Annotated in this window: 9 protein-coding genes, 1 tRNA gene and 1 riboswitch; of the genes, 4 read left to right on the top strand and 6 right to left on the bottom strand. The window is 31.1% G+C overall.

All coding sequences use genetic code 11. From position 1 onward, the window contains the following. Positions 1 to 1,721: aspartate kinase (locus Q0C58_RS07880; RefSeq protein ID WP_290699704.1), on the bottom strand; the 1,721-nt coding region annotated here is incomplete at its 3' end. Positions 1,722 to 1,790: 69 nt separating this feature from the next. Beyond that, on the bottom strand, positions 1,791 to 3,083 hold the full coding sequence (locus Q0C58_RS07875; RefSeq protein WP_290699698.1) for an O-acetylhomoserine aminocarboxypropyltransferase/cysteine synthase family protein: 1,293 nt from the start codon (positions 3,081 to 3,083) through the stop codon (positions 1,791 to 1,793). Between the two features lie 115 nt (positions 3,084 to 3,198). Beyond that, positions 3,199 to 3,322: riboswitch (SAM riboswitch) on the bottom strand. 435 nt (positions 3,323 to 3,757) lie between these two features. On the opposite strand from Q0C58_RS07875, the gene metK reads away from it, so the two are divergent. Together metK and Q0C58_RS07865 are read left to right on the top strand one after the other, a co-directional pair. Continuing rightward, on the top strand, positions 3,758 to 5,014 hold the full coding sequence (gene metK, locus Q0C58_RS07870) for a methionine adenosyltransferase (protein ID WP_290699693.1): 1,257 nt from the start codon (positions 3,758 to 3,760) through the stop codon (positions 5,012 to 5,014). Positions 5,015 to 5,119: 105 nt separating this feature from the next. Then, a tRNA-Tyr gene (locus Q0C58_RS07865) sits at positions 5,120 to 5,201 on the top strand. A gap of 60 nt (positions 5,202 to 5,261) precedes the next feature. On the opposite strand, the gene Q0C58_RS07860 is transcribed toward Q0C58_RS07865, so the two are convergent. Then, positions 5,262 to 8,021 (bottom strand): outer membrane beta-barrel protein, encoded by a 2,760-nt coding sequence (locus Q0C58_RS07860; protein ID WP_290699690.1) that lies wholly within the window; start codon positions 8,019 to 8,021, stop codon positions 5,262 to 5,264. A 130-nt stretch (positions 8,022 to 8,151) separates the two neighbouring features. Then, positions 8,152 to 9,117, bottom strand: a complete 966-nt coding sequence (locus Q0C58_RS07855; RefSeq protein WP_290699687.1) for a GLPGLI family protein — start codon at positions 9,115 to 9,117, stop codon at positions 8,152 to 8,154. 216 nt (positions 9,118 to 9,333) lie between these two features. Here Q0C58_RS07855 and Q0C58_RS07850 point away from each other — a divergent pair, with 216 nt between their 5' ends. Together Q0C58_RS07850 and Q0C58_RS07845 are read left to right on the top strand one after the other, a co-directional pair. Then, positions 9,334 to 10,113, top strand: coding sequence for a hypothetical protein (locus Q0C58_RS07850; RefSeq protein ID WP_290699684.1), 780 nt, complete (start codon positions 9,334 to 9,336; stop codon positions 10,111 to 10,113). A gap of 1 nt (position 10,114) precedes the next feature. Further along, a complete protein-coding gene (locus Q0C58_RS07845; protein WP_290699681.1) occupies positions 10,115 to 10,729 on the top strand; it encodes a deoxynucleoside kinase in 615 nt (204 codons plus the stop codon). Positions 10,730 to 10,736: 7 nt separating this feature from the next. Here the strand turns inward: Q0C58_RS07845 and Q0C58_RS07840 are convergent, their stop codons facing one another. Beyond that, positions 10,737 to 11,741, bottom strand: a complete 1,005-nt coding sequence (locus tag Q0C58_RS07840; protein WP_290699678.1) for a phosphatase domain-containing protein — start codon at positions 11,739 to 11,741, stop codon at positions 10,737 to 10,739. A gap of 70 nt (positions 11,742 to 11,811) precedes the next feature. Next, a partial coding sequence (locus Q0C58_RS07835) for a sodium/proton-translocating pyrophosphatase (protein ID WP_290699675.1) occupies positions 11,812 to 12,315 on the bottom strand: 504 nt, incomplete at its 5' end.

The following is a 12,315-nucleotide window of genomic DNA, read 5'->3' as shown; positions in this document are numbered from 1 at the left end:
GGAATATTTTTTTCTAGTAACGGAATAATAGTTTTAGCATGCAAAATGGTAGCTCCAAAATTGGCTAATTCATTAGCTTCAGCAAATGATAACTCTTCTATTTTTTTTGCATCTGACACTAAATCTGGATTAGCAGTATAAATACCATTAACATGGGTGTAGTTTTGAAGCTCTTCAGCATCTAAGTAATTAGCCAAAAGTGATGCTGTATAGTTACTTCCGTTTCGACCTAAAGTTGTTGTTTTATTGTCTTTATTTGAAGCTATAAATCCTGTAACTATATTTACTGTTGTACCATTATTTTGTTTAAAATAGGCAATAACATTCTTTTTTGAAATGCTATCAATAGGTTTTGCGTTACCGTAACTGTCATCTGTTTTTATTAAAGTTCTTGCATCGGCAGTTTTTGCATTTATGTTTCTATCTTTTAACAATGCTGAAATTAATTTAGCTGAAATTAATTCGCCTTGTGCTAAAATTTCGTCCTTAATTTTTTGACTATAATCTCTCAATAAATGTACACCTTCAAAAAGGTTGTCTAATCTTAAAAACTCTTCTGAAAAATCAGTATTTGCTAGTAAATTTTGATAATTTTTAAAGGCTTTTAGTTGTTCTTTATATGTTTCATTTTTTACTGCTTTTTCTAAAATAAGTTCTAACTCATCTGTTGCTTTTCCTCTTGCAGAAACGACAACAGCTATTTTTTCGTTAGCTTTTACTTTATTTTCTATAATTGAAATTACTCGATTTATACCTTCACCATTAGCTAAAGATGTTCCACCAAATTTTAATATTTTCATTCTTTTTTCTTTTGAATCAGGCTTAAAAATGCCTTTAATTATTGTTTCAAGTTGTTCAAACTCTATTAAAAACGCATCGTGACCATGAATTGAATTAATTTCATTATATGTTACATTTGAATGCTTTAACGCTAATTGCTTTTGTGTTTCTCGGTTTTCTTCAGCTGTAAAAAACAAATCAGAGTCTACCGCAACTATTGTTATTTTAGATTGAATAGTATCCAAAACAGACTCTCCTTTTTCACGTCCTTTTGTAACATCTATAGTCCGTAATAACTGATTCATTAATTTATAAGCTGATAGCTGAAACCGTTCTTGCAATTTACTACCATGATGAAGCAACCAACTTTCTACATTAAATAATTCTAATTTTTCGTTTTTTGAACGATGAAACTTTTCTTTAAATGATTTTGGCGTACGATAACATAACATTGCATGCATACGTGCATCGTGTACAGGTTTGTTAGAATTTACCAAAAATTGTTCTTGGATTTGGCAATTAGCCATCAACCAATCTGTAGATTTCCAGTCTGTAGCTACGGGAATTAAATGTGCTGTCAACGCAGGTTTCAACACTGCCATTTCCCAGGCTATACCACCTCCTAATGAACCACCAATAATTGCAAATAATTTTTCTACCCTTAATTTTTCAAGTCCAATTAAAAATAACTTTGCGATATCTTGAGCTACAAAATCTTTGTAATTTTCAATTTCGAAACCATCGTAACCATTGCCAGGAATATTGAATGCTAAAACAGTGTATTGATTTGTGTCAATAACTTTATTAGTGCCTACTAATTGATTCCACCAACCATTCTCTCCTGCTACATTACTATTACCTGTTAAAGCATGATTAACTAAAACAATTGGTGCTGCGTGTAATGCTTTACCAAAAGTTTGGTAAGACAATTGTATAGACATTGTCTTACCTCCTTGGCTTACGTAATCTGATATTAAAATGTAATTTAGTTTTTTCAGAACTTTATAATTTTAAGATAAAATTGGTTTTTTTAGAAGTTGAAACGTTTCTTTTAAATCGGCTTTTAAATCGTCGATATTTTCTATACCAACTGATAAACGGATTAAATCTTTTGTTACTCCTGTAGATTCTTGTGCTTCATCATTTAATTGTTGATGCGTTGTACTTGCTGGATGAATAATAAGTGATTTAGTATCGCCAATATTGGCTAATAATGAGAATAGTTTTGTTTTATCTGCTATAATTTTAGCAGATTCATAACCACCATCAACTCCAAAAGTAACAATACCACTTTGTCCTTTTGGCATGTATTTTTTAGCTAAAGCATTATATTTACTTGTTTGTAAGCCTGGATAATTTACCCAAGTTACTTCTGGTTGTTCTTGTAGCCATTTTGCAAGTTCTAAAGCATTTTGACTGTGTTTTTTAATACGAAGTTCTAGTGTTTCTAAACCCTGTATAATTTGAAAGGCATTAAACGGACTCAACGCGCCTCCATAATCACGTAAACCTTCAATTCTAATTTTTGCAATAAATGCAGCAGCTCCAATAGCTTCATTATACACTAATCCATGGTATCCTGCAGATGGCTCTGTAAACTCTGGAAACTTACCATTATTCCAATCAAAATTTCCTGCGTCTACAATAATACCACCAAGTGATGTTCCGTTTCCGTTTATGTATTTTGTTAAAGAATGAATAACGATATTCGCACCATATTCTATTGGATTTAATAAATAAGGCGTAGCAACTGTATTATCTACAATTAAAGGCACTTTATGTGCTTTAGCTTCTTTAGAAATCGCTTCAATATCTAACACGTCTAATTTTGGATTCCCTAAAGATTCTACAAAAATAGCGCGTGTATTTTGTTGTGTTGCTTTACTAAAATTTTCTGGATTTGATGGATCTACAAAAGTAGTTGTAATACCATGTCTTGGTAAGGTTACGCTTAACAAATTATAGGTTCCACCATACAAACTACTTGACGCTACAATATGATCACCTGCTTTTAAAAGTGTCAATAATGTTGTTGAGATTGCTGCAGTTCCTGATGCTGTTGCTACTGCTGCAATACCTCCTTCTAAAGCAGCTATTCGTTGCTCTAAAACGTCGTTTGTTGGGTTGTTTAATCTGGTATAGATAAAACCAGGAACTGATAAATTAAATCGTCCTGCTGCGTCATCTGAATCGTCAAAAACGTAAGCTGTTGATTGATAAATAGGAACAGATCTTGTACCACCATTTTGTGTTGTATCGTGTCCTGCGTGCAATGCTTTAGTTGCAAATTTTTGCGTACTCATTTTTCTAGTTTTTTGAGTTAATAAATTAAACCAAAAGTCAAATCAGCCTCGAAAGGCATATTTAATAGAAAAATGTTAAAAAGAAAATACTAACTACAGATGAGTAATTAGATTTAAGTTATCTATCCAATCTTTCGATTAATGAATCGAATAATTAAGTAGAATTTAGCACCTTCTTAGTAAATCTAAGGGTTGCTAAGGCTTCAGCGAGTCTATCTCTCCACCTTTCTTGATAACATTTCAGTAAGTGTTTGAACTTTGTGAGCACAAATATTGTGAAAAAAAATCTAATTAAACAAGTTAAAAGGAATATTTTTCTTAATAATTAATTTTAAAACATTAAATAGGGAAATAAATCATTGAAACTGATTTTTGATAAAATATATTTCATCAAATACAACTTGATCCTATATTAGAAAACTAATATTAATTTAAAATAAATATTACCTGTAAATCATTTCACTTTCAAGACTAAAGATTTAATCTTTAAAGATAAAGTTTTCATAAAATTGTAAAAAGGAATTTCTATCCATATAATTTTTTATACTTTTGTTGAAATTAATTACGAGGACGGATTTGACTGATTGCAACCTCTATAAAAAATGCTAAAGGCAGTGTAAACTTCCTTCGACGCTTTCGTCAAATCCTGTATATATAAAATTAAAAAAAAGACTATGGCGTATTTATTTACCTCAGAAAGTGTATCTGAAGGACACCCAGATAAAGTTGCAGATCAAATTAGTGATGCATTAATAGACAATTTTTTAGCATTCGATAGCGAATCTAAAGTAGCATGCGAAACACTTGTTACTACTGGACAAGTTGTACTTGCTGGAGAAGTGAAATCTAAAACATATTTAGATGTACAAAAAATAGCGCGAGATACTATAAACAAAATTGGTTATACAAAAAGCGAATACATGTTTGATGGCAATTCTTGTGGTGTTTTTAGTGCTATTCACGAACAAAGTGAGGATATTAATCGTGGTGTAGATCGTGATACAAAAGAAGAACAAGGTGCAGGAGACCAAGGGATGATGTTTGGTTACGCAACCAACGAGACCGAAAACTACATGCCTTTAGCTTTAGATTTATCTCACAAAATTTTAATTGAATTGGCAGAATTGCGTCACGAAAATAAAGATATCACGTATTTAAGACCGGATTCTAAAAGTCAAGTGACCATAGAATATAGCGATAATAATGCGCCACAACGTATTGATGCTATTGTAGTTTCTACACAACATGACGATTTTGACGATAACGACGACATCATGCTATCTAAAATTAGAAAAGATATTGTTGAAATTTTAATACCAAGAGTAATTGCAAAACTACCAGAAGCGACTCAAGCATTATTTAATAACAATATTAAATACCATATTAATCCAACAGGAAAGTTTGTTATTGGAGGACCTCATGGAGATACTGGATTAACTGGACGTAAAATTATTGTAGATACTTATGGTGGTAAAGGCGCACATGGTGGTGGTGCTTTTTCTGGAAAAGACCCAAGTAAAGTAGATAGAAGTGCTGCTTATGCAACTAGGCATATTGCAAAAAACTTAGTAGCTGCAGGAATTTGCGACGAAATACTAGTACAGGTTTCTTATGCTATTGGTGTTGTTGAGCCTATGGGAATATTTGTAGACACTTATGGCACTTGCCCTTTTAATATGACAGATGGCGAAATTGCTGAAAAAATCTCGAAAATATTTGATATGAGACCTGCTGCTATAGAATCGCGTTTAAAATTACGTAACCCAATATATAGTGAAACTGCTGCTTATGGACATATGGGTAGAGTAAATGAAACTGTTTCTAAAACGTTTTCCAGACCAAATGGAGAAGATATTAGTGTAGATGTTGAGTTATTTACGTGGGAAAAATTAGACTACTTAGAAAAAGTAAAAGCTGAATTTAGTTTATAATAAACTGATACTAAAATAGATAAAAAAGTCTCTTTTTAAAGAGATTTTTTTATACAATAAATTTTCCAAAAGTATTAATTTAGTAATATATTTGCCATTATAATTGGGGAGATACTCAAGCGGCCAACGAGGGCAGACTGTAAATCTGCTGACTACGTCTTCATAGGTTCGAATCCTATTCTCCCCACATTTTAAACAAAAAAAAGCGAGCATTTAGCTCGCTTTTTTTTATAACTGCACTTTAATTTTATAAATTATAGATCGCTCTAAACGTTAAAAATCTAGGTTGTATAAAATACTCACTAGTACTTACAGAAAAACCTCCAACGTTATTATTTACATTAGATTCTACATCTAAAATATTAGTTGCTTTAAGTTCGTATTCCCATTTACTATCGTTCTCTTTTCTATACATTAGGTTAGCATTAAACAACCCAAAACTATTAGTGTTACCTCCTACAGTTTGCCTTGTGTAGCCATAATCTGTTTTAAACGTAAACGTTTTAAATATTAAGGCGTCAAACTCTAATGAAGGTCTATTAGTAATAATTTTAGTTGTTCTATCACCTTGATTATTATCACTAGTAGAATAGTTATATGTTATTCCAAAATTTGGCGCTTCTCTAAAATTAGAACGCAAACTAGGTGCATAGGTTTGTGTGAAATTTTCGTTTACAGACAGCTGATTATTAATAAACTGATTAAATTTAGAATAATTAAAACTACCTCTTATACTCGCTTGTAACTTGCCAAAACGTCTTTGAAAACGACCAGTCGCAGTAAAAGTTTCATCTGCAAAATCAGAATTAAAAGGCTCACTACTTCTAATAACAGAGGCAGGTTGAAATATAGATTGTGTTCTTATAGCATCTATATTTTTACTATAGTTTAAAGATGCAAACACATTAGTATAATTAAACAGATTGAAACTAAAATAACTTAAGTTTATGTTATGTGATAATGAGTTTTCTAAATCAGGATTACCTACAAACGTTGAGTTATAATTATTAAGCACAACACTTCTTGCAAATTGATTTACATCTGTAAATTGTGTTTGCATACGGTAAGATAAATTTAAGTTTTCAGACGTTTTTAATTGCACTCTTACATTTAAATCTGGTAAAAGTCTAAAGAAATTATCTGTAGTTTTTGTATTAAATTGATCGTTTGCCACATTATAGCTATGTGCAGATAAACCAGGACTTATTGTAAACTTACCTGTTTTATAACGGTAATGCATTCCTAAATAAACATCGGTAAATGTGTATTTTACATCGTTAACATCTGATACTTCTGGTATAGCAGGATCTGTATCAAGCTCAACACCATTATCTAAGGTTTGAAAGATATTAGAGTCGAATTGTTGATTACTATATATTGTTCCAATAGTAAAGTTAATATCACTTTTCTTATTTAATATATTCCAATAATCTACTTTAGCATCTACTTGATTTGTTTTAACAAGTTTGTCTTGATTAACACTATAGTTAAGTTGAGAGCCGTCTAAACCTAATTCTTGCGCTGTACCATCGTAAGGATCTTCATCTGGAAGCATATCATCAGGATCAAAACCATTATCATTATTTGTTGGATCGTTAGCTAACAATGCATTATAAAAAGGGTCTTCTTCTTGCAATAAATGCTGAATAGATAATGCAAAAATATTAGTTTCGTCTAGCGTATAATAATAATTTAAATTTTGATTTATTGAGAATGGAGTAGCCTCTTCAAATTGATCTATTTCACCAACAACATTAGAAAGTGTTCCATTTAATTGTTCCTCGTTAGAGATACGACCAATAATATCGTAATCTAATTGATTATTAGCGTTTGGCTTATATTTTGCACTAAATTTCAATAAACCTAAATCGCTTTTCTGCTCTGTGTTACTTTGAGTGTTCTCGTCTGGAATTCCTAAATTTCTATCTGTATAAAATACCGAACTATTTTCTTGTAAATCTATTCTACTGCTTGCAAATATTGCAAAACCAGATAAATCTAAAGTGCTTTTTGGTGAATAACTAAAGTTACCTGCTGCAAATTTTGTGTTTATATCTTTAGCTTGATTATTTTGTAGCTGTCTAAAACCTAAGTCGTTATTTCCTAAATTAATATTAGTACCACTTTGTCTACTTGGTTGTTGAAAACCGCCTCCAAAATTACGAATATCTCTTCTTGATAAAGCCAGCTCTCCAATATTATTTATGTCTCCAATAAAATTAATACTCTTTTCTGGACTGTAATAGAATAGTTTTGGTTGCACAACGTAAAGTCCATCGCTATCTGCTACACCAACACCACCAGTAAGTGTCCCAAACCAAAAATTCTTTTTTCCTTCTTTAAGCTTTATATTAATGGCAATATTATCTTGATTATTAGTAACACCACTTAATTGGCTATTATTAGAATAATTTTTTAAAACCTGCACTTTATCAATTGCATTAGCTGGAATGTTTTTAGTTGCTAGCTTACTGTCTCCATCGAAAAAGTCTTTTCCATCAATCATTACTTTACCAACAGTCTTACCTTCTACTTCAATTTCACCATCTTCGTTAACCTCAACTCCTGGCAGTTTTTTTAATACGTCTCCTAATTTACGTTCTGTTCCATTTTTAAAAGAATCTGCATTATAAGTAATTGTATCACCACTTATAGTTACTGGCATTTCGTAAACCAACTCAACTTCGTCAAGCGTATTATCTACAACTAAAGTAAAATCTTGGCTTAAAGCCTCTTCTTTGGTAGACACTTCCATTTCTGCTGTTTTATAACCAATGTAGCTAACCTGTATTTTATAAGTTATGTTTTTACCTAAACTTAGTTTATAAAGTCCTTTATCGTTAGTTACAGCATAAGACTCTAACACTTTAGACTCTTGGTTTATTGCAATAACATTTGCGAACTCTAGAGGATCTCCATAGCTATCTTTTATTGAGCCTTGAAATTTAATTTGGGCAAAACTTGTGCTTGCCACTAGTAATAGCAACAGTGTAAAAATATGTTTCATGTATATTTTATAGTTATTTTTGAAAGGTTACATGCTGCTCGTTATTAATCATTTTCTTATGATGATTAAATTTCCAGCATGCTCTTTCATAAAAGTTTGGTTGATTGTATTTTTTATTGATTTATGCTATTTATCTACCGCGTCCTCCACGTCCACCTCTTCCGCGGAATGTTTCGCGCATCTCTTCTGTTTTATTTTTAACTATTGTATTATACTCTTTTTTAGTAACTTCTTTTCCTTTAACTGGCATTTTAATATCTCCTTTTTCTGTTGGATTCATTACAATTTTAGAGCACAACAATGTTGTTTTTCCAGAGCTCACTTCTAGAATTAAGCCTGGCAATCCCCAAAACTCTCCTGGCCCATTGTTTATTGGGATTTGCATTGTGTACCATGCAACAACCTCTACCTCCTTTGGAACTTCAATATCTGTTATTGGATTGTTTGACTCGTCATCTTTAGTTTCAGCTATTACTACATCTTTTACATCATTATTTTTATCTTTTGTTTTTCCAAAAGCATCAACAGATCTCTCTTTTTTAGTTTCTTCCTCTTTCTTTTTTTCATCTTCATTCCCTCTACGACCTCTTCCTCTAAAATTTGTCCAATCAAATTCATCAACCTTTTTCATAGCAGTAGCTTTCATTACAGTATACTTACCAATCTGTTTAGTTTCACCAGTCATTTTCCATTCTAACTTTTCTAATTCATCTTTAATTAAAAATTGTTTTCCAAAAAAATCTTGATCTTGAATTAGTTTACCTTCTTTTATATTCTTGTATTGAGGTCCAGCAGTAAAACTACTCATCATGCCTCTAAATCTTCCGCCTCCAGATCCAGGAGCTTCAAGTTTCTCATCCTCTTTATAAGTCGATTCTGTTTTATTAAATGTAAGAATATATGTTTTTTCTAACATGCTTTTCATACGATCCATAATAGCTTTTTTACGTTCAGGAGACAACTGTCCACCTCCAAAGTTATCCATATCTACAGTCGTTTTAGACATGTAAGTTGCCTGACCTTGAAAATCGTCTTGCGCATAAGTTAATGCTGCTAAGCATAAAGTAATACAGGTTAATAGTGCTTTTAGTTTCATAATAATGTTTCTTAATTTGTTTTGTAAAATTACAGTTAATAACTGTAAGACACATAAAAACAAGAAACGTTTAACATTAATATGTTAAAAATTTCACAAAAAAAATAAAGTATAATTAAACTTTACAAATAACCAATATTCTTGGGTTTGGTTAAAAGTTGATTAATTAAATAACAAGTACAAAAGTGGTGCGGTTTTTGTATTTTTACTTCTACAATGAAACTACTGCATTTTATACTCTTTCTAATAACATTTTCAGCTTACGCTCAAAATGATATAAAGTCTAAACTAGAAACTACAACCGAATTTAAAGTAGACTCTATTATTGGTATCGATAATTTTGGCACAACGTTTTTTACTTTAAATAATACATTAATAAAAAAGCAGGAAGACAAATTACTAAAATATAGTAACGTTCAATTAGGAACTATAACCTCTGCTAACAGTTTTAATCCTCTAAAAATAAATGTATTCTACAAAGCTTTCAATACGGTTATTATTTTAGACAATAGGCTTGCAGAAATTTACAAAATAGACTTTAACCAAACGGAAGATTATAAAAACGTATCGCACGTTTCTGTAGGCAGCGATAATACTATTTGGGTTTTTAATCAAGATTTAATGCAGTTAGAGTTGTACGATTATAGAACCAATACTACAAGAGCAAGAACCTTACCTATAGAAAATAATCTTTTAGACATGGTAAGTAATTATAATTCCTGCTGGTTACTCACCAAGAAATATATTTACAAGTACAATTATTTTGGAAGCTTAGTCTCTAAGACACCCAATAATGGCTACACTAATATAAAAGAGAGCAACGAAAATATAATTTTTAAAAAAAACAATACTCTTTTTTACCATGCAAAAAACAGTGAAATAACAAAATCTATTGGCATTACAAATTTGTTAATAAGTCAGTTTTTTGTAACCAATGAAATCGTGTATATTTACACAGATAAAGTGCTTTATCAATACCAACTTAAATTAAAATAATATGCACGTTGCCATTGCCGGAAACATTGGAGCTGGAAAAACTACGCTCACAAAATTACTTGCCAAACATTATAAATGGGAAGCACAATTAGAAGATGTAGTAGATAATCCATACCTAGATGATTTTTACAACCAAATGGAACGTTGGAGTTTTAATTTACAAGTGTACTTTTTAAACAGTCGTTTTCGTCAAGTTGAACAAATTAGAGAAAGCGGTAAAGACATTATTCAAGATCGTACCATTTATGAAGATGCGCATATTTTTGCACCAAACCTTCACGCTATGGGCTTAATGACTAATCGTGATTTTGAAAACTACTCCTCTCTTTTCGAGCTTATGGAAAGTTTTGTAAAAGGTCCCGATTTGTTAATTTACCTTCGTAGTTCTATTCCTAATCTTGTGTCTCAGATTCACAAACGTGGTCGCGATTACGAGAACTCTATAAGTATAGATTATTTAAGTAGATTAAACGAGCGTTATGAAGCTTGGATTACTGGATACGATAAAGGAAAACTTTTAATTATCGATGTAGATAATCTTGATTTTGTAGATAAACCTGAAGACTTAGGACTTATTCTAAATAAAATTGACGCAGAAATTAACGGTTTATTTTAATATTTAATTAAACAATAAATCCGTTTTCACGAGCATGTAAAATTGCCTGCTCGCTACTTTCTACTAATAAAGCTGGAGTTGTATTATAGTGCTCAAGTAGTCTTTTTACACGTATTACTTTCTTTTTGTGTTTTACACTACGTAAATAAATAGCTTTAATACGTTCTGGAAACTGCTCTGCTATTTCAATATAGATGTCTATATCGTGTTCGCCACTATCACCAATAAGTATAAAAGGTAAGTCTGGATATGTTTTTAATAGATTAAGAATTTCCTTTTGCTTCTGTGGCTTCTCGTCTATTGCTTTTTTCTTTAAAAACTGCTTAAAACTCCTCAATAAAATTGGCCCTTTAGGAAAATTATTTTGTTTTAAAAACAACTCTAAATAACGATACATATTCCAAGGACTATGACTTACATAAAATATAGGATTTACATTCTTACCAGTTTTACCTCTGTGTAATAAATGATAGAAGTCTGCAGCACCTTCAAGAGGTAATCGCATTTTTGCAGATTTAAAAACAGAATTATATAATACTCTCCATTTTAGAGTAGAAACTACTCCTGTATGTAAAATAGTATCATCAATATCACTTGCGACACCAAATGCAGCTTTAGTAGAAGGTATTAATATTTCTGCAGGAAACCGATTACTCTTTTGAATACTACGTTTTGTATTTACATTATTATAAGACACCTCACAGGTTAACCAACCTCTTTCATTAGCAAATGCTGTTAAACCATCTAATGTTGCTTCTACTTTAAAATAGCCATGACTATCACTCTTTGTCTTTAATACTTTTCCGTTTGGCAACTTTATATTAATCACAACATGTTTGACCTCATCACTTTCAATACGTTTCCATGTATTGATTAATAATTTAAAAAAACCACGTTGTTCTAAATCTATAGTTTCGTCTTGTAGCGCTCTTCCTCTTAGATAGAAATGCGTGTCTGTTCCATAGCTTTGAAAAGCTATAATTTGCAAAGGATCTTTTTTGAACCAACTCATACTTCAAATTAACCATAAAAAAACCTGCTAATCAAGTTAGCAGGTTTAAATTTAATATTTAAATAAAAGTTTATCCTTTATTAATATTCACTTTCTTGATTATTTTAACAGCATTACCTACAGCTAATTTATTATTAGCTTCGAATGCTTTTAACTTATTTTCAACTTCTATTTTAGTTCCTTTAAAAGACTCTGTATTAATTACTTCTTCTCCATTAATAGTCATAGCGTAAGTAATTGTAGCTTCTGCTAGGCTAGCTGAAACGATAATTTCTTTTTCAATAGAAATAGATTCATTCATAACCATTCCTTCTTCTGCATGACCTCCTAAAATAGGTGCAATTACTAAACCAATTAAACACGTTAATTTAATTAAAATATTCATTGATGGCCCAGAAGTATCTTTAAATGGATCTCCAACAGTATCACCAGTAATTGCTGCTTCGTGAGCATCAGATCCTTTATGTGTCATTTTACCATTAATCATAACACCTGCTTCAAAAGATTTCTTAGCGTTATCCCATGCTCCACCAGCATTGTTTTGGAAGATAGCCCATAACACACCAGATACTGT

Origin of the sequence: Lacinutrix sp. (assembly GCF_023299985.1) — a bacterium.
Lineage (GTDB): Bacteria > Bacteroidota > Bacteroidia > Flavobacteriales > Flavobacteriaceae > Lacinutrix.
The sequence above is the reverse complement of the archived record's forward strand: the minus strand, read 5'-3'. Positions and strand labels throughout refer to the sequence as shown.

Bases quoted from the DNA above. Each gene is read 5' to 3' on its own strand.
- Q0C58_RS07855 (WP_290699687.1), bottom strand. From the start codon at position 9,117: ATGAAACTAAAAGCACTATTAACCTGTATTACTTTATGCTTAGCAGCA.
- Q0C58_RS07850 (WP_290699684.1), top strand. From the start codon at position 9,334: ATGAAACTACTGCATTTTATACTCTTTCTAATAACATTTTCAGCTTAC.
- Q0C58_RS07840 (WP_290699678.1), bottom strand. From the start codon at position 11,741: ATGAGTTGGTTCAAAAAAGATCCTTTGCAAATTATAGCTTTTCAAAGC.
- metK (WP_290699693.1), top strand. From the start codon at position 3,758: ATGGCGTATTTATTTACCTCAGAAAGTGTATCTGAAGGACACCCAGAT.
- Q0C58_RS07875 (WP_290699698.1), bottom strand. From the start codon at position 3,083: ATGAGTACGCAAAAATTTGCAACTAAAGCATTGCACGCAGGACACGAT.
- Q0C58_RS07860 (WP_290699690.1), bottom strand. From the start codon at position 8,021: ATGAAACATATTTTTACACTGTTGCTATTACTAGTGGCAAGCACAAGT.
- Q0C58_RS07845 (WP_290699681.1), top strand. From the start codon at position 10,115: ATGCACGTTGCCATTGCCGGAAACATTGGAGCTGGAAAAACTACGCTC.